The organism is Streptomyces sp. AA4, from assembly GCF_000158875.1.
Taxonomy (GTDB): Bacteria; Actinomycetota; Actinomycetes; order Mycobacteriales; family Pseudonocardiaceae; genus Amycolatopsis.
The window spans coordinates 2,906,849-2,924,386 of sequence record NZ_GG657746.1 but is presented as its reverse complement, the minus strand read 5'-3'; the positions used below and the strand labels follow the sequence as shown (position 1 = coordinate 2,924,386).

Genomic DNA, 17,538 nt, shown 5'->3' with positions numbered 1-17,538 from the left:
GTCAGCCGATCCGGATCCCGGCCAGCTGCGTGCCCTGCGCGACCAGCGTTCCGGCGCTGTCCCATACGTGACAGGACTCGTCGACCCGACCGTCGCCGATCAGGTGGGCGCGGTGCAGCACCCGCACCGGGCCGGGAGCCGGATGCGCCCGCACATAGGCGGTCAGTTCGAGCGTCGGAACCCAGCCGGACGGCGCGACGTCGAGCGTCGCCGGAGGCAGGGCGTCGACCGCGAACAGCAGGCTGACCGGGTCGAACGGCTCGCCGCCGGGCAGCGCGAGCAGGGCCCGCAGTTCGCCGCGGCCGCTGGGCCCGTCGGCGAGGGGGCAGTCGAAGTACACGTCGATCTCGTCGCGGATGGCGATCGGGATGCCGGACGACAGCGTGTCCGGACCCCACGGCTCCTCCGGGAACGGACCGAACTCCGGCCGCGGCACGCCGTCCTGCCAGAACGGTTCGGCCTCGCCGAGCACGCCGAGCGTCAGCAAGGCTTCGACCTGCGGGACGCCGTCCTTGAGCAGCCGTCCGCGCAGCTGGGTCGCGGTGCGGCCGGTGCGCAGCACCTCGACCTCGATCTCCGCCGGTCCCGGTTCGGGCGAGCGCAGGTAGTGCGCGCTGGCGGCGAGCACGTCCGGATGCCCGGAAACGACGGTCGCGGCGCGCGCGATGGTCGCCAGCAGGTAGCCGCCGTTCGGGCGGCCGCCGATGGTCCACGCCGGGCTGAGGTCGACGCTGAACTCGGTGTCCGACCGCTGCTTGACCGCCGAAACCGCGGCGAAGGTCGTCGTGCTCACGGGTCCCTCCAGGTGAGTTGCTTCCCGCAACCTACCTGCTAGACCATTCGGACGTCCCGGGCACTGAGACTCACGCCACCCGCTGCGCGCATTTCCCCGGCAAAATGTCCGCGGTGCGTGTCGAGGAAGGCGCGCGGGTTCCGTTCCCTTGGTGAGCCCGCCCGGGAAGCGGCGAGCCGGACACTGGAGGAAACGCCATGCCGAAGTACATGCTGCTGCAGACCTACGCCCAGGGCGAGGACTGCGACGTGCCGCTGCCCGAGTGGGCTCCGGAGGACATCCGCGCGCACATCCAGTTCCAGCACGTGCTCAACGCCGAGCTGACCGAGGCCGGGGAACTCGTCGAAGCTGAGGGCCTGGCCGGTCCGGAGGCGGCGAAGACCGTGGTCGCGGACGGCAAGGGCGGCGCGGTCGTCACGGACGGGCCGTTCCCGGAGGGCAAGGAACTGCTGGCCGGGTACCGGGTGGTGGACGTCGAATCGGAGGCGCGGGCGCTGGAGATCGCGACCCGGGTCTCGGCCGCACCGGGTCCGGAGGGCGCGCCGCTGCGGGTGCCGATCGAGGTGCGCCAGGTCATGAGCGCGCCGGAGGTGTGAGCACCGAGGCGGAGGACCTGGTGCGCACGCTCGCGCCCCAGGTCCTCGCCGTCCTCGCGCGCCGGTCCGGCGATTTCGGCGCGGCCGAGGACGCGACACAGGAGGCCCTGCTCGCCGCCGTGCAGCATTGGCCCGCCGAGGGCATTCCGGAGAATCCGCGCGGCTGGCTGCTGCAGACGGCCAGCCGGCGGCTCATCGACAGCTTCCGCAGCGACCAGGCCCGGCGGCGGCGCGAGGACACTGTCGCCGCCGAGCCTTCGGGCGCCGAGGTGCCGGACGAGGACGACACGCTGACGCTGTTGTTCCTGTGCGCGCACCCGTCGCTGACCTCGGCGTCGGCGATCGCGTTGACGCTGCGCGCCGTCGGCGGGCTGACGACCGCGGAGATCGCCAGCGCGTTCCTCGTGCCGGAAACCACTATGGCGCAACGGATCAGCCGGGCGAAGGCGAAAATCAAGAAGTCCGGCCTGCCGTTCCGGATGCCCGCCGCGGACGAACGGCAGGCGCGGCTGCGGTCCGTGCTGCACGTGCTGTACCTCGTGTTCAACGAGGGATACACGAGCAGCGGAGGCCGCCGCCTGCACCGGACCGAGCTGTCCGCAGAGGCGATCCGATTGGCCCGGCTGTTGCACGCCGCGCTGCCGGACGACGGCGAAGCGGCCGGGCTGCTCGCGCTGATGCTGCTCACCGACGCCCGCCGTCCGGCCCGCACCGGACCGGACGGCGACCTCATCCCGCTCGCCGACCAGGACCGGTCGCGGTGGGACCGTTCGCTGATCCGGGAGGGCGTCGCGCTGATCACCGCCGCGCTGACCCGCGACGGCATCGGCGAATACCGTCTGCAGGCCGCGATCGCCGCGACGCACGACATCGCGTTGCGGGCAGAGGACACCGATTGGCCGCGCGTCCTCACGCTGTACACGCGGATCGAGGCGCTGACCGGCAACCCGGTCGTCACGCTCAACCGCGCGATCGCGACCGCGATGGTGCACGGGCCGGAGGCCGGACTCGCGATGCTGGCCGGGCTCGACGACCGACTCCCCGACCACCACCGCCTCGCCGCCGCCCGCGCGCATCTGCTGGAACTGGCCGGCGAACGAGAGGAGGCGATTCGCCACTACACCGCAGCCGCCGCCCGCACCGGAAACACCGCCGAACAGCGGTATCTGACGCTGCGCGCGGCCCGGCTCCGCACCAGCCATTCCACAGGTCGCTCGCCGATCGGCACCGAGTAGTATCAGGACACTTCACGAGCGGAGCGCACCATGGCGAGCATCGAAGACGCCCGTCGCCGGACCGGGTATGACGTCACCGAGGCGACCGTCGACGACGTGCTCTCCGCTCTGCGCGCCGCCGAACCGCCCAGGCCGGACGCCGGGGTCGTCTGGTGGCTGTACGCCGGGCGAAAGCCGCGGACTCCGTACCTGGTCGCCGGTTTGCGCGGTACGCGAGGAAGCCTGGCGTGGCACGAAAACGGCGAGGTTTTCCTGCCCGCGGACGGTGCGGGCGAGGAGCCGGCCGACTACTTCAGCCTGCAGGGCGCGCACTTCCCGCAGCCCGCCGGGAGCGAGGTTTCCGCCGAGGAAGTGCTGCTCGCGGTGCGGGAACTGGGCGAGTCCCAGACGCGACCTGCCTCCGTTTCCTGGAAGCCCGCGTAGTTTCTGTCCACTTCGGACTGTTACGGACGCGGGGCGAAGTCGTCCCGGTGCGCCCGCGCCCACTCGCGGAAGGACGTCGCCCGGCCCGCGAACCGCTCCACCGTGTTGTTCACCGGCGCCACCCGGCCCACCGACGCCTCCTCCACGTCCATCAGATGCTCCAGGACCGCTGCGGGCATCCACTCCGGACGCCTCGCCAGCGCCTCACTCCGCGTCTCGGTCGCCACTTCGATCGGGCGACCCAATTCCTCCGCCAAGGTCTCCACGATCGCACGCTGCGTCATCGACTCGGGTCCGGTGAGCGGCAGCATCCGCCCAGGGTAGCTACGCTCCGTGAGCAACTTCGCGGCCACCGCGGCGACGTCCGCCTCGGCCGTCGGCGTGAACTGCGACTCCGGCGAGAAGAGCCGCACCGGCTCCCCGGCCCGGATCGCCGCACCCCAGTCGCGCCGGGTGTTGCCCATCAGCCAGCCCGGATACAGCACGGTGAACGGCAACCCGGACTCCGCCACCGCCTCTTCCGCGGGCAAATGCCCCCGCCGGATCGGGTTGCCCGCGGCTCCTTCGTAGACGTCCGGCGACGACAGCAGCACGACGTACGACACGCCCGCCTTCCGCGCCGCCGCAAGGAAATCCGCCGCCCCGTTCGGCCGCGTCGGGTACAGGAAGATCGCTTCCACGCCGCTCAGTGCGTCCTCGAACCCGCCTTCCGCCGCGAGATCCACCGACACCGCATCCGGCAAATGCAGCGCGGCCGCGTCCCGTGCCGACCCGCGCACCTCGTGCCCGCCCTCGCGAAGCACCCGGACGACCTCGCTCCCGACATTCCCCCGCGCCCCCGTCACCAGGATGGTCATCCCACACTTCCTTTGCTCTTAAATTAACTTTGTTAACAAAGATATATCCGTGACCGCCCGCTGTCAACGGCGCGCCCCCGGGTACACGACCGGGCGAGATCGTTGTATGGATCGTGTACGGATCCCTCCGACACTCCGGCAGTTCGATTCGGACGAGTGAAGGGAGATCCGTCGTGGTCGGGAATGTGACGGTCCGGCGCACGGTCGCCGCACTGCTCGCCGCGGGGGCGGTCACCGCAGTCGCGACGCCGGTGAGCGCTGCCGAGGCCTCCGGAGCCTGGCGAGCCGATCTGTCCTCAGTGGACAGTGACGACGTCAACGTCGCCGTGTCCAGCGGCACGCTCACGCTGCGAGACTCCGCGTGGAGACCCGCCGACCGGGGCGCGGGCAGCGAAGGCTACCTGCTCTCCGCCGAACGCCGCCTGCCCGCGCCGGTGAACCGGGTAGCCGCCGACATCTCCGCCGACGCCCCGCAGGGCACCTCGGTGGAAGTCGACGTCCGCGGCCGCTCCGGCGCGGACGACTGGACGGAATGGACCCCCGCCGGCACCGCATTGCCGCGTGCGGTGAGCGTCGTGCAGACCAGGATCACGCTGTCCAGCACCACCGCCGCCCGCCCCACCGTGCGCGACGTCGAACTGACCGCTTCCCTTTCCCCGCAGGCGAACGCCCTGGTCGCGGCCACCCCGCTCACCTACACCATCTACGCCACCCGCGAAGGCCTCGCCGGCCACACCACCGCGAACGGCCACGTCATCGCTAGCAACGACCATTTCGTCGCGCTGCCGTCAGGAAAGGCCTTGTCCCCCAAGGGAACCGGCAACTACACCGTGCGAGTGTGCAAGACGGACAACAGCCGCTGCGAATACGCGCCGGTCTGGGACGTCGGCCCGTGGAACACCAAGGACGATTACTGGAACCCGTCCTCGGTGCGCGCGGAATACAAAGACCTGCCCCAAGGCCAGCCCGAGGCATATGCGGCCTACCACAACGGCTACAACGGCGGCCGCGACGACCTCGGGTACAAAGTGGGCAACCCCGCGGGCATCGACCTCGCCGACGGCACCTTCAGCTCCGGTGTCGGCCTCGGCGACAACGGAAACGTGAAGGTCACCTACCTGTGGACCGGCTCCGCCGCGGCGACCGGCCTGGTACAGACGGCAGGCGACCCGGTGAACGTGCGGTCGGGCGCGCACACGTCCTCGTCGGTGAAGGGCCTGGCGGCGAACTACGCCAAGGTGAACATCGAATGCTACGTCAACGGGGACACGGTGACCGGGAAGTTCGGCACGAGCAAGATCTGGGACCGGATCGGGCCCGGGCACTACATCTCGGACACCTATGTGAAGACCGGCTCGGACGGGCCGGTGGCTCCGCTCTGCTGAGGTTTCTCGGGCCCGCCGGTGGGTCTTGGGGCTCACTGGCGGGCTGTTTGCTCGACGTTCTGCTGGAGTTCTCTGGTTTCCGGCGGGGATCTCACCGGCGGGACGCTCGCTCGATGCTTCGCCGAGGTGCTCCGGGATTGCCGGGTCTCAACGGCGGACTGTTTGCTCGACGCACTGCCGCGGTTCTCCGATTTCCGGCGGGGAACTCACCGGAGGGCCGCTCGCTCGACGCTTCACTGAGGTTCTCCGGGATTGCCGGGTCTCAACGGCGGACTGTTTGCTCGACGCACTGCCGCGGTTCTCCGATTTCCAGCGGGGATCTCACCGGCGGGCCGCTCGCTCGACGCTTCACTGAGGTTCTCGGGGATTGCCGGTGGGATCTGGGGGTCTCACCGGCAACTCTCCTTCACTCGCCTGAAGTGCTCCGGCACTGCCGGATCCTGGGGTCTCATCGACAGCTATCCCACTAACCCCACGCGTTGCTGCGTTGTTCGAGAAGGGTCGGCGGCGAGCCCGAGAGTTCTCACTGGCGGCTTCCCGTTGCTTCCCGCCCCTGAGACAAGCGGGAATCGCAGATGGCGGGCGTCGAAGCCGCAGAAGCTCCGGCAGAGAACCAGGGCTGTGCCCCTCCGTCAACGACCGGGCAGGCCGCCCTTCATGCCCGACCACCACGTCGGCGATCTTGCGCGCGTTGCGGAGGATCCTCGGCCTTCGAATGCAGCCGCGCTTGGTGCTGCCGCAGGGATCGGGGACTCCCGCCCTCGCAACCGTGCTCCCAGCGTTTGGCCAAGCTCTCCCCGGATCCGCCTCTTCGCCCGCCGATTCCGGACACGCTGTCCCCGGTACGCCGCCGCGATCTCCGGCCTGCTGTGGACCGCCGCGTGAGCCTCGCACCGGCCGCCCGAGAGGGACTCGGCAGGTCTTCGTCGCGCCTCCCGGGTTCGCCCGGAAGCCCTGGGCTCTGCACGGTTTCTCGCACTTTCGGTCCAGCTGCCAACGAGTCCCGCGCACGAATTCCAGGTTCTGCCCCTCAGCACTACTCCATCCGCGTGATCGCCGCCGACGGATCCACCCGGAATCCCTTTGTCCAAGCCACGTTTCGCCAACGCTTCCCCTCAACCACCGCGGGATTCCGGACCTGGACGCTCGCGTTTTCCACCCGGTTCAGCGACGGTTTTCCCCTCAGCCGCCGGTTAAAGTGGTCATCGTGCGCTGCCGCAGCCGAGGGGGTCCGCCATGCCACGCCGATTCGCATTCATTGTCGCCGTCGTCCTGTCCGTCATCAGCCTGAGCACATCCGCCGCGAGTGCCACACCGACCATCATCGGAGGCGAAAAAGCTTCCCTGGCCAGACATCCGTACGCAGTGTACTTAGTGGACAGTCACGGAACCCAGTTCTGCGGCGGTGTCATCGTCAGCCGCACCGCGGTCGCGACCGCCGCGCACTGCGCCGCGACTGTTCCGGCCAGTGAACTCAGCGTGGTAGCCGGACGGGAAGACAAACGCAGCCAAGACGGCATCGTCCGAGCAGTGTCCGACGTCTGGCAGCACCCGGATTTCCGCACGCCGCAACAAGGTTCGGACATCGCAGTCCTCACCGTCCGGGGCTCGCTCCCCTACCGCCCCGCCGAGCTGGCCCGCGACCCAAACCGCTACCCCGCCGGAACCGCCGCCACCGTACTGGGATGGGGCCGAACCGCCGACGGCGGCGACCGATCGGACTACCTCCGCCAAGCCACAGTGCCCCTGGCCGACGACCCCACCTGCCACACCGCCTATCCGGAATACTCCGCGACAAGCATGCTCTGCGCCGGTTACCCGAACGGCGGCATCGACGCCTGCAAAGGAGACTCCGGAGGCCCGCTGGTAGTCGGAGACACGGTAGTCGGCATCGTCTCCTACGGCGACGGCTGCGGGAAACCGGGCAAGCCCGGGATGTACACCAGGGTGACGTCCTTCGCCGACGACATCGCCGCCCACGCAGGGGCCAGGTGAGGCCGCAACCCACCATCGCCACCCCGCCAGTCGCTCCGCGGCCACCCGACCGGCCCGCGCCGCGCGAGGCCAGCTGCCACGCGCCGAACGCCTACTCCAGCGGCCACGTCGCCATGCCCCTAGGCCAGGCAGCCCGCAAGACCGACCTGTACTGGACAGGAGCGCCTCGAACTCGACGCGCGCCAGATCCACACGAGACAAGTTGCCTCGCGCCGAACGCCAGCGACCACATCACCATGTCTCACGCCCAGCCAGGTTTCCCTGCCGCGAGGAAGGAATGGCAGAACCCACGCGACTCCCTGAGCGCAGCAAGGTAAAGTCCAGGACATGACGTCGCCGGAGGCCAGCAGACGGTAGCCGCCCAGCCGCGAGCTGGGCGGCGGAGTGACGGGTGCCGGATCGGATTTGGCTGACCGGCGAAAGCTTCACCACAAACGTGGCACGGTTGAGCTGTGCCCTGCGCAGGTCCTAGTGCGTGCTCGTACAGGTTCTCACCGAGCCAGAACGCGCACGACAGATACCGATGCGGGCAGGCACCACCGGTCGGCCGCCAGGCGTAAGCGACTGCGGCAATGGCAGGCAAAGCGAAGCCTGCGCACGACGGCCACGCCACGGTGAAGTCTGACGCCACGGTGAAAGCCCGACGTGTCCGGACTCGCCCGGACGAAGCCTGCGTGCATCAGGACCGTTGGCGAAGCATGTTCGCCACCGTGGTTCCGCAGGGTTAAAGCTGTCGGGCTGAGTACGGCAATGCCTGTGCCCAGCGACCGGCGATCACCGGTCGGGCCTGCTCACGGCAGCAGCACCACTGTCACGGCGTTCCTGGCACGGCCATGTCAGGGCGGGCCTGCTCGCCACCGCAGGAGAGCAGTGCCACGGCTTGCCCGGCATAGCCAGGGTCAGGCCGAAGCCTGACGGCCACCGCAGCAGCGCCAGCATCACGGCTTCCCCAGGCACAGCCGCGTCGGCCCGCCACCGGGGCGATGCTGGATCTGCCGCGTCCGCAGCACCGCTGGCAGAGCACGCGATGCACCGCCGTGTTCGGGCGAAGCCTGCTCGCGCCAACCAGGCGGTAGCAACGCTCCGCCCGGCGCAACTGCAGCTGGCGAAGGCTGCGCAAGCCACCGGCCTGGCACCCCAGCCGACACACGGCCGACGCACGCATGCCGAAGCCAACGCAGGGCCGGGGCACGCAAGTGGACGCCGCACGCCGAAGCCAACGCAGGCCGGAGCACCCAAGCCGACACACACACGCCGAAGCCAACCCAGGCCGGTGCACCGAGGCGCAAGCCACATGCCGAAGCCAAAGCGGGCGACGCACCCGGGCCAACGCACGCACGCCGAAGCCAACCCAGGCCGGTGCACCGAGCCGCAAGCCACATGCCGAAACCAACGCAGGCCGGAGCACCCAAGCCGACACACACACGCCGAAGCCAACCCAGGCCGGTGCACCGAGCCGCAAGCCACATGCCGAAACCAACGCAGGCCGGAGCACCCAAGCCGACACACACACGCCGAAGCCAACCCAGGCCGCTGCACCGAGGCGCAAGCCACATGCCGAAGCCAAAGCGGGCGACGCACCCGGGCCAACGCACGCACGCCGAACCCGACCCAGGCCGCTGCACCGAGGCGCAAGCCACATGCCGAAGCCAAAGCGGGCGACGCACCCGGGCCAACGCACGCACGCCGAACCCGACCCAGGCCGGTGCACCGAGGCGCAAGCCACATGCCGAAGCCAAAGCGGGCGACGCACCCGGGCCAACGCACGCATGCCGAAGGCGAACCCAGGCCGGGGCACCGAGCCGCAAGCCGTGCTGCCCGCAAGGCACCCCACCCCGCACCCAAACCGTCCTTATCCCAGGCGTCCCCGACGCCACCCACCATCGGAGCAGAAACCCTTGCCTCCCATAGTCTTCCTCCTCTCCGCCGCAGTCTTCGCGCAAGGAACCTCGGAATTCGTGCTCTCCGGGCTCCTCCCCCAGATCGCCGCCAGCACCGGCGTCTCCCTCGGCACCGCAGGACTGCTGACGTCCCTCTTCGCGGCCGGAATGGTCGTCGGGGCGCCCGTGCTCGCGACGCTCGGCAGCAAGTTGCCGCGCAAGTTCGCGCTTCTCGCCTTTCTGGGGCTGTTCAGCGGAGTGCACGTCCTCGGCGCCCTCACCACCGACTTTCCCGTCCTCCTCGGCACCCGAGCGGTCGCGGCGTTCGCCAACGCCGGGTTTCTCGCCGTAGCTCTCGCGACGCTCACCTCGCTCGTCCCAGCCGACGCCGTCGGGCGGGCGACGTCCGTGTTGCTGTCCGGAGTCACGCTCGCGTGCATCGTCGGCGTTCCCGCCGGGACGGTGCTCGGCCAGCACTCCGGATGGCAGGCCGCGTTCTGGGCCATCGCGGCAGTCACCGCGATGGCCGCCGCCGCGTTGACCACCACGAAGTTCGACGACCCGCCGGCGACGAGCCCCGTAACCCGGGAGTGGCGGGTCCTGGCCCAGCCCCGCGTCCTGACCACGGTGGTCAAGGGCGTTCTCGTCAACGGCGGGACGTTCGCCGCCTTCACCTACCTCGGCACCATGACCACCGAACCAGCATGGGTTCCGGTCGTGCTGGCCGCGTTCGGGGTGGGGTCGTTCGTCGGCGTCACGGTCGCGGGCAAGGCCGGGCCGAAGATCCTCAAAGCGGGCACGGCCGTGCTGACCGCCGTGTGGGTGGCGGCGTTCTTCGCGGCGCAGAGCCTTCCGGGGATCCTCACCGCGGCCTTGCTCGCCGGGGCGACGGCGTTCGGCGTCGGGTCCGCGTTGATCGCGGCGATCGTCGCCTCGGCCAGCGAGGGCGCGCCGCGGGTGGCCGGGGCGGTCGCGACCACGGCGTTCAATCTCGGCGCGGTGGTCGGGCCCGCGGTGGCGGGGGCCGTCGTCGTGGACGCGGCGCACGCGCGGGCGGCGTTCTGGGTGAGTGCGGCCTTCACTGCCGCGGCAACGGTCCTCAGGCACCGGAAATAGCGAAAGGCGGCCCGGGCGCAAACCCGGGCCGCCTCGCGAAAAGCAATCTCAGCGCAGGGTGTCCCAGCCCGCGTAGCGAGCTTCGGTGCCCAGCTCCTCCTCGATGCGGATCAGCTGGTTGTACTTCGCCGTGCGGTCGGACCGCGACAGCGAACCCGTCTTGATCTGGCCGCAGCCGGTGGCGACCGCGAGGTCGGCGATCGTGGTGTCCTCGGTTTCGCCCGAACGGTGAGACATGACCGCCGAGTAGCCCGCCTTGTGCGCGGTGTCGACGGCGGACAGCGTTTCGGTCAGGGTGCCGATCTGGTTGACCTTGATGAGGATCGAGTTGGCGATGCCGCGCTTGATGCCGTCGCGCAGGATCTCGACGTTCGTGCAGAACAGGTCGTCGCCGACGAGCTGGACGCGGTCGCCGATGCCGTCGGTCAGCTGCTTCCAGCCGGCGTAGTCGTCCTGGGCGAGACCGTCCTCGATCGACACGATCGGGAACCGCTCGGTCAGCTCGGTCAGGTACGCGACGTGCTCCTCGACGCTGCGCTTGCGGCCCTCGCCGGTGTAGTCGTAGACGCCGTCGCGGTAGAACTCCGACGCCGCCGGGTCCAGCAGCAGCGCGATGTCCTTGCCCGGCTCGTACCCGGTCTGCTCGATCGCGCGGACCACGAACTCGAGCGCCTCGTCGGCCGACCCCAGCTGCGGCGCGAACCCGCCCTCGTCTCCGACATTCGTGTTGTGTCCCGCTTCGTGCAGCGATTTCCGCAGCGTGTGGAACACCTCCGAGCCCATCCGCACGGCGTCGGCGAACGTCTCCGCGCCGACCGGGCCGATCATGAACTCCTGGAAGTCGATCGGGTTGTCCGCGTGCGCGCCGCCGTTGATAATGTTCATCATCGGCATCGGCAGCAGGTGCGCGTACACCCCGCCGACGTAGCGGTACAGCGGCAGCGTGTTCGCCGCGGCGGCCGCCTTCGCCACCGCCAGCGAGACCCCGAGCGTCGCGTTCGCGCCCAGCCGCGCCTTGTTCTCGGTGCCGTCGAGGGCGATCAGCGCGCGGTCGACGTCCGCCTGCGCCTCGGCCTCCATGCCGATCACGGCGTCGGCGATCTCGCCGTTCACCGCGTCGACCGCCTTGCGCACGCCCTTGCCGTGGAACCGCTTCGCGTCGCCGTCCCGCAGCTCAACGGCCTCGCGCGTGCCGGTGGACGCCCCGGACGGCACCGCCGCGCGGCCCGCCGACCCGTCCGCCAGCACCACGTCGACCTCGACCGTCGGGTTGCCCCGGCTGTCGAGCACCTCACGGCCCCGGACCCGGACGATGCCTGCCATAACGCTCCTCGGAGGTTCGAGCCGAAGCACTCAGCGCACGCTCCGTGAAGCGCCCCGGCAGCAACGCGGCACCACGGCGAGCCGCACGTCACCCCGGAGGCTAGCAGAAAGGTTCTGAATCGATCCGGCAAAGCCCGGACGCTCCACTTCGGACAGTCCGGAAACCGTTTCCCGGCAAAGGGAACGAACCGGAACCCGCGCGAAAGACACTTCACGCGCCGGACAGCCGGCGTTCATCGACGGGCCGCGCGGCCAGCATAGCTTCGCTTGCCTGGAGCCGGAGGAGGCCGCTGTCATGTCGAACACCGTCAGCCGTCGAGGAGCATTAGGCCTAATGGGCGCGAGCGCTGCCGTACCACTGCTCGGCACTGGTACGGCAGCCGCCGCTCCGCTCGCGCCGAGCCCGGGCGGCGGCGCGACGCCGGTACAGGGATTGCATCTCACGTTCGGCCGCGATCCCGCCCGGCAGATGGTGGTTTCGTGGCTCACCGACGGCCCGGTCCGCCGTCCGCGCGTCCTCTACGGCACGCTCGACGACGGCTTCGGCTCGTACGCCCCCGCGGTCACCCGCACCTATCTCGACGGCGCGTCGAACCGCACGGTCTGGGTGCACCACGCCGAGATCAACCGGCTCCGCCCGAACACCGAGTACCTCTACATCGCCCAGCACGACGGCGCGACGCCCGACGCGGGCACGTTCCGCACCGCGCCCAGCGGCCGGGCGCCGTTCACCTTCACCAGCTTCGGCGACCAGTCCGCGCCGCAGGTCACCTGGGATCTCAAGGGCGCGCCCGCGCTCGACTTCTTCTCCACGCCGGCCACGAAGGACATCGTCACCGGCATCGAGACCGTCGCGCCGCTGTTCCACCTGCTCAACGGCGACCTCTGTTACGCCAACCTCGACGTCGACCGCGTCCGCACCTGGAACAACTTCTTCACCAACAACACCCGCTCGGCGCGGTACCGGCCGTGGATGCCCGCCGCGGGCAACCACGAGATCGAGAAGAAGAACGGCGCGATCGGCATGGACGCCTACCAGGCGTACTTCCAGCTGCCCTCCACCGAAACGGACCCCGAACTCGCCGGGCTCTGGTACGGCTTCACCGTCGGCTCGGTGCGGGTCGTCGTGCTGCAGAACGACGACAACTGCCTGCAGGACGGCGGCGACGTCTACGTCAACGGCTACTCCGGCGGACGGCAGCTCGCCTGGCTGGAGAAGGAACTCGCCGCGGCCCGGGCGTCGCGAGACGTGGACTGGATCGTCGTCGCGATGCACCAGGTCATGATCAGCACGTCCGACGCGAACGGCGCCGACCTGGGCTTGCGGGAGAAGTACGGCCCGCTGTTCGACCGCTACGGCGTGGACCTGGTGCTCTGCGGGCACGAGCACGACTACGAACGCTCCCTCGCCGTGCACGGAGTCGTCGCGGAAAGCGAGACGCTGACGCCGAATCCGGTGTCCGACGCGACCGACAACATCGACGCCACGCACGGCACCGTGCACATGATTCTGGGCGGAGGCGGCGTCTCCGGGACCACCAACGGGAGCTTCTTCAAGGACGGCACCGGAAAAGTGCTGACCGCCGTCGCCGACAAGCGGGATCCGGCCACCGGCAAGCGGAAACCGACCTACGTACGCGAAAAAGCGGTGTGGAGCGCGGTGCGCGACCTCGACCATCCGTACGGCTTCGCCGCTTTCACCGTGGACCCCGGGCACCGGCCGGGCGGCACGACGACCATGCACGTGACCTACTACAACGTGAACAAGCCGACCGGCGAGCTGTCGGTGTTCGAGCGGTTTTCGCTGCACCGCAAGCGCGCCGACGGCTGACGTCAACCCCTTCCCTGGCCGGGTCCGCACCCCCTCAATACCGGCAGAACGCCCCTCGGCCTCGATAGGCTCACCGCGGACCCGGTGGCCGCTGCGGACACCTCTCCCATCGTCAGTCCATTGTGGACCATCGGGCCGCGAGGAGCGCCCATGGACCACGCCGTCACCCCCTTCGTGCTCGACCCGGCCGCGCCGGACGTGCACGGCGAGGGCGCCCGGCTTCGCGCCCGCGGACCGCTGACCGTGGTCGAACTGCCGGGCGGCGTGCTCGCCTGGTCGGTCACCAGCCTGCCGCTGCTGCGCACTCTGCTCGCCGACCCGCGCGTGTCGAAGGACGCCCGGCGGCACTGGCCCGCCTACCGGGACGGGAAGATCTCCTCCGACTGGTCGCTGCACATCTGGGTTTCCGTGCAGAACATGTTCACCGCCTACGGAGACGAGCACCGGCGGCTGCGGTCGTTGGTGTCCAAGGCTTTCGCGCCCAACCGCATCGCCGCGCTGCGCCCGGTGGTCAAGGACATCGTCGACGGGCTGCTCGCCGAACTCGAAGCCGGGCCTGCGGAAATCGATCTGCGCGAGCAGTACTGCTACCGGCTGCCGATCGAGGTGATCTGCCGGCTGGTCGGGGTCCCCGAACAAGCGCGGCCGGGCCTGCGCACCGCGGTGGCCGGGATGTTCGCGACGTCGACGACCGCGGATGAAGCGACCGCGAACGTCGAACGGCTGTACGGAATCCTCGCCGAACTCGTCGAACAGCGACGCGCCGATCCCGGCGACGACCTCGCCACCGCACTCATCACCGCCCGCGACTCCGACGGCTCCCGGCTCAGCGAAGCGGAACTGGTGGACACGCTGATCCTCATGATCACCGCCGGCCACGAGACGACGGTCAACCTGCTCGACCAGGCCGTGACCGCCTTGCTCACTCACCCCGCACAGCTGCGGCAGGTTCTCGACGGAACGCGCACCTGGGCGGACGTCGTGGACGAGACTTTGCGCTGGCAGTCCCCGATTTCGCACCTGCCACTGCGGTTCGCGCGGGAGGACATCGAGGTCGAGGGCACGACCATCCGCGCGGGCGACCCGATTCTCGCGTCCTTCGGCCCCGCCGGCCGCGACGAGCACCACCACGGTCCGGATGCTGACGAGTTCGACCTGTCCCGCAAGGACAAATCAGCGCTCGCGTTCGGGCACGGGGTGCACTATTGCCTCGGCGTGCAGCTCGCCCGGATGGAAGCGGAGCACGGGCTGCCCGCGCTGTTCGAGCGGTTCCCGGGGTTGGCGTTGGCGGTGGCTGAAGGGGAATTGGAGCCGATGCCGTCGTTTATCACCAATGGGCATGTGACGTTGCCGGTGCGGTTGCGGGGGTAGGCGGGCCTTGCGTTGGCGTGATGGCAGCGTGACCGTCGGGTCGTCCTGACAGTGCGGTGCGGGGCTGAGGGGTTGCACGCCTTCGCCGCGCGTGGATCGAGCGAGGGACGTTCTTCTGGCGTTGCGGTCGCAGGCTAGGCCGGGCGGCAGATCCCGGGCCTCGTGCTGGTGCCGCGTGCCGACCAGCCGGAACCTGATCCGGTCACGCCATCCGGCCGGTGCGATCGCCGGGCAAGGCATTTCCACGCCCGTCACGTCATCCCATCGGCGCGGCAGCGGAAGCAAGCACTCCGGTACCGCCTCCTCGGAGCCCGGCTGGGGTGAGTGCGGAACTAAGCGCCCCAGTCGGCGAGGACCTTTTCCGTGTCCGCGCCCGGAACCGGCGGTGGGGTCGGCGTCTCCGGCGTGCTGCGGGAGAACCGCGGCGCCGGGGCGGGCTGGACGATCCCGTCCAGTGTGATCAGGCCGGACCGTGCGGCGATGTGCGGGTGCGCAGCGGCCTCGTCCGGTGCCAGGACGGGCGTGACGCACGCGTCGGTGCCGTCGAAGATCGACGCCCATTCGTCGCGGGTGCGGGTCAGGAAGGCGCGGGTGAAGGTGGCGCGGAGGGTGGGCCAGCCGTCGCGGTCCAGTTGCGGCGGGAGGTCTTCCGCGGCGAGGCCGAGGCCGTTCAGAAGGGCCGCGTAGAACTGCGGTTCGAGGGCGCCGACGGCGACGTATCGGCCGTCCGCGCAGACGTACGTGTCGTAGAAGGGCGCGCCGCCGTCCAGGAGGTTCGTGCCGCGTTCGTCGGACCAGGAACCCAGGCCGCGCAAGGCCCACATCATCTGGGAGAGGACGTTCGCGCCGTCGACCATCGCCGCGTCCACGACCTGGCCTCGTCCGGTCCGGCCGCACTCCCACAGCGCCGCGAGCACGCCCGCGATCAGGAACATCGAGCCGCCGCCGAAGTCGCCGACCAGGTTGAGCGGCGGCACCGGGCGTTCGCCCGCGCGGCCGATCGCGTGCAGCACGCCGGTGAGGCCGAGGTAGTTGATGTCGTGGCCGGCGCGCTGGGCGAGCGGGCCCTCCTGTCCCCAGCCGGTCATCCGGCCGTAGACCAGGCGGGGGTTGGCGGAGAAGCAGTCGTCCGGGCCGACGCCGAGCCGTTCGGTGACGCCCGGGCGCAGGCCTTCGATCAGCACGTCGGCTTTCGCCGCGAGGCGCAGGACGAGTTCGCGGCCTTCGGGGGTCTTGAGGTCCGCGGCGACCGAGCGTCGGCCGCGCAGCAGCGGGTCCGGTTTGCCGCCGGTGAGGTCGAGCGATCCGGAAGGCCGTTCCACGCGGACGACGTCCGCGCCCAGGTCGGCGAGCACCATGCACGCGTGCGGACCCGGCCCGATCCCGGCCAGCTCGACGACCTTCAGCCCGCTCAACGGTCCCGCCACATGTCCTCCTCGGCTCCGGTGCCCTTGCGGCGGCGACCCTACCGGCCGGTCGGCTGTCGTTCCGGGCGTGTGGGGTAACCCACCCGTGGCCCGACCCGGGCAGAACCGGCGCCGCGCCTCACCCGAACCGGGGACTGGGGTCTCGTCACCCGGTCGGCCGGGTACCCGACTGGTATCCATGTGTCACGAATAGATCAAGGAGGATTTCGATGAGCTTTTTCGACCAGGCGAAGGACAAGATCCAGGAATTCGCGGGCAACAACCCGGACAAAGTCGGTCAGGGCATCGACAAGGCCGCCGAATTCGCCGACCAGAAAACCGGCGGGCAGCACGGCGACCAGATCCGCCAGGGCGCGGACAAACTGAAGGAAAACTTCGGCGGCGGCCACCAGGGCGGCCAGGAACAGGGCGGCGGCCAGCAGCAGGGCGGCTTCGGCCAGGGCGAGCAGGGCGGCCAGGGCGGCTTCCAGGGCGGCGGCCAGCAGGGCGGCTTTGAGCAGGGCGGCCAGCAGGGCGGTTTCCAGGGCGGCGGCCACCAGGGCGGTTACGAACAGGGCGGCCAGCAAGGCGGTTTCCAGGGCGGCGGCCACCAGGGCGGCCAGGGCGGCTACCAGCAAGGCGGCCAGGGCGGCTTCGACCAGGGCGAGCGCGAAGGCGGCTTCCAGCAGGGCGGCCAGCAGGGCTACGAACAGGGCGGCCAGCAAGGCGGCTACGAGCAGCAGGGCGGCTACGAGCAGAGCGGTCAGCAGGGCGAGCAGCAGTGGGGCAACCAGTAATACCGACAACGGTTCTGGCCTGAGTTCCCACGACGCACACGCCCGCAGGAAGCCCCGCTGCGGACTTCGGCTGCGGCGGCTGCGGCCCCACAGCGGGCTGCTGCGGGTGCGCGGGTGCGGCGGGCTGCTGCGGGCTGCGGCGGGCTGCGGATGAACGCAGCTACGGCAAGCGAAGCCGCGCAAGACGCGAGGCCTCGGGAACCAGCGCAGTACCCCAAGCTGCGCCAGGCACGAAGCTCGGCAATCGGCTGCCAGTGCGAGCCGCCCGGATGGGCCTCGGCGAACCGAGTGAGGCGGGAGTCGCCAGAATCGGTTGTGGTGAGCGAAGTTTGAGCCGGTCACCGCACTCAGCTGCGGTGACCGGCCCTCGCGCTGGACCGAAGCAAGCCAGACGCCGCCGAGGCAAGCGAGCGTCGAGCCGGTCACCACGCCAAGCCCACAGTGACCGCGCCTCGCGGTCGGCCGAAACAAGCGAAACTTGAGCGCTGGACTGAAACCAGCCAGACGTCGCCGAGGCAAGCGGCACTCGA

At 70.1% G+C, this 17,538-nt stretch carries 13 protein-coding genes; 9 read left to right on the top strand and 4 right to left on the bottom strand.

The features are described 5' to 3' along the window. Position 1 precedes the first annotated feature (1 nt). A complete protein-coding gene (locus tag SSMG_RS13545) occupies positions 2-793 on the bottom strand; it encodes a thioesterase family protein (RefSeq protein WP_009076622.1) in 792 nt (263 codons plus the stop codon). A gap of 197 nt (positions 794-990) precedes the next feature. Between SSMG_RS13545 and SSMG_RS13540 the strand changes: the two genes are divergently transcribed. Genes SSMG_RS13540 through SSMG_RS13530 form a run of 3 tightly spaced genes read left to right on the top strand, consistent with a single transcriptional unit; the run spans position 991 to position 3,047 of the window. Next, on the top strand, positions 991-1,389 hold the full coding sequence (locus tag SSMG_RS13540; protein ID WP_009076620.1) for a YciI family protein: 399 nt from the start codon (positions 991-993) through the stop codon (positions 1,387-1,389). Beyond that, complete coding sequence (locus tag SSMG_RS13535) at positions 1,386-2,624, top strand: RNA polymerase sigma factor (protein WP_009076618.1); 1,239 nt, start codon at positions 1,386-1,388, stop codon at positions 2,622-2,624. Before SSMG_RS13540 ends, SSMG_RS13535 begins: the two co-directional genes overlap by 4 nt. A 30-nt stretch (positions 2,625-2,654) precedes the next feature. After that, complete coding sequence (locus SSMG_RS13530; protein WP_009076616.1) at positions 2,655-3,047, top strand: Imm1 family immunity protein; 393 nt, start codon at positions 2,655-2,657, stop codon at positions 3,045-3,047. 20 nt (positions 3,048-3,067) lie between these two features. Here SSMG_RS13530 and SSMG_RS13525 read toward each other — a convergent pair whose 3' ends face one another. Then, entirely contained in the window at positions 3,068-3,904 is an 837-nt protein-coding gene (locus SSMG_RS13525; protein ID WP_009076614.1) for an SDR family oxidoreductase, read from the bottom strand. A 173-nt stretch (positions 3,905-4,077) separates the two neighbouring features. On the opposite strand from SSMG_RS13525, the gene SSMG_RS13520 reads away from it, so the two are divergent. The 3 genes from SSMG_RS13520 (at position 4,078) to SSMG_RS13510 (ending at position 10,280) form a co-directional block, all read left to right on the top strand. Next, a complete protein-coding gene (locus SSMG_RS13520; RefSeq protein WP_037713562.1) occupies positions 4,078-5,289 on the top strand; it encodes a hypothetical protein in 1,212 nt (403 codons plus the stop codon). Between the two features lie 1,236 nt (positions 5,290-6,525). Next, the gene (locus SSMG_RS13515) at positions 6,526-7,284 is read left to right on the top strand and encodes a trypsin-like serine protease (RefSeq protein ID WP_009076610.1); all 759 of its coding nucleotides are present in this window, start codon (positions 6,526-6,528) and stop codon (positions 7,282-7,284) included. Positions 7,285-9,182: 1,898 nt separating this feature from the next. Next, positions 9,183-10,280 (top strand): MFS transporter, encoded by a 1,098-nt coding sequence (locus SSMG_RS13510; protein WP_009076609.1) that lies wholly within the window; start codon positions 9,183-9,185, stop codon positions 10,278-10,280. A gap of 48 nt (positions 10,281-10,328) precedes the next feature. Here the strand turns inward: SSMG_RS13510 and eno are convergent, their stop codons facing one another. Beyond that, positions 10,329-11,603, bottom strand: coding sequence for a phosphopyruvate hydratase (gene eno / locus SSMG_RS13505; protein WP_009076603.1), 1,275 nt, complete (start codon positions 11,601-11,603; stop codon positions 10,329-10,331). A gap of 334 nt (positions 11,604-11,937) precedes the next feature. On the opposite strand from eno, the gene SSMG_RS13500 reads away from it, so the two are divergent. Further along, on the top strand, positions 11,938-13,434 hold the full coding sequence (locus tag SSMG_RS13500; RefSeq protein ID WP_234392826.1) for a metallophosphoesterase family protein: 1,497 nt from the start codon (positions 11,938-11,940) through the stop codon (positions 13,432-13,434). A 150-nt stretch (positions 13,435-13,584) separates the two neighbouring features. After that, positions 13,585-14,805, top strand: coding sequence for a cytochrome P450 (locus SSMG_RS13495; protein WP_199785900.1), 1,221 nt, complete (start codon positions 13,585-13,587; stop codon positions 14,803-14,805). A gap of 332 nt (positions 14,806-15,137) precedes the next feature. Here SSMG_RS13495 and SSMG_RS13490 read toward each other — a convergent pair whose 3' ends face one another. Beyond that, complete coding sequence (locus SSMG_RS13490) at positions 15,138-16,232, bottom strand: CaiB/BaiF CoA-transferase family protein (RefSeq protein WP_009076597.1); 1,095 nt, start codon at positions 16,230-16,232, stop codon at positions 15,138-15,140. Between the two features lie 209 nt (positions 16,233-16,441). Between SSMG_RS13490 and SSMG_RS13485 the strand changes: the two genes are divergently transcribed. Beyond that, on the top strand, positions 16,442-17,008 hold the full coding sequence (locus tag SSMG_RS13485) for an antitoxin (protein ID WP_050788169.1): 567 nt from the start codon (positions 16,442-16,444) through the stop codon (positions 17,006-17,008). The last annotated feature ends 530 nt before the right edge of the window (positions 17,009-17,538 follow it).

Bases quoted from the DNA above. Each gene is read 5' to 3' on its own strand.
- SSMG_RS13530 (WP_009076616.1), top strand. From the start codon at position 2,655: ATGGCGAGCATCGAAGACGCCCGTCGCCGGACCGGGTATGACGTCACC.
- SSMG_RS13485 (WP_050788169.1), top strand. From the start codon at position 16,442: ATGAGCTTTTTCGACCAGGCGAAGGACAAGATCCAGGAATTCGCGGGC.
- SSMG_RS13495 (WP_199785900.1), top strand. From the start codon at position 13,585: ATGGACCACGCCGTCACCCCCTTCGTGCTCGACCCGGCCGCGCCGGAC.
- SSMG_RS13525 (WP_009076614.1), bottom strand. From the start codon at position 3,904: ATGACCATCCTGGTGACGGGGGCGCGGGGGAATGTCGGGAGCGAGGTC.
- SSMG_RS13540 (WP_009076620.1), top strand. From the start codon at position 991: ATGCCGAAGTACATGCTGCTGCAGACCTACGCCCAGGGCGAGGACTGC.
- SSMG_RS13500 (WP_234392826.1), top strand. From the start codon at position 11,938: ATGGGCGCGAGCGCTGCCGTACCACTGCTCGGCACTGGTACGGCAGCC.
- SSMG_RS13515 (WP_009076610.1), top strand. From the start codon at position 6,526: ATGCCACGCCGATTCGCATTCATTGTCGCCGTCGTCCTGTCCGTCATC.
- eno (WP_009076603.1), bottom strand. From the start codon at position 11,603: ATGGCAGGCATCGTCCGGGTCCGGGGCCGTGAGGTGCTCGACAGCCGG.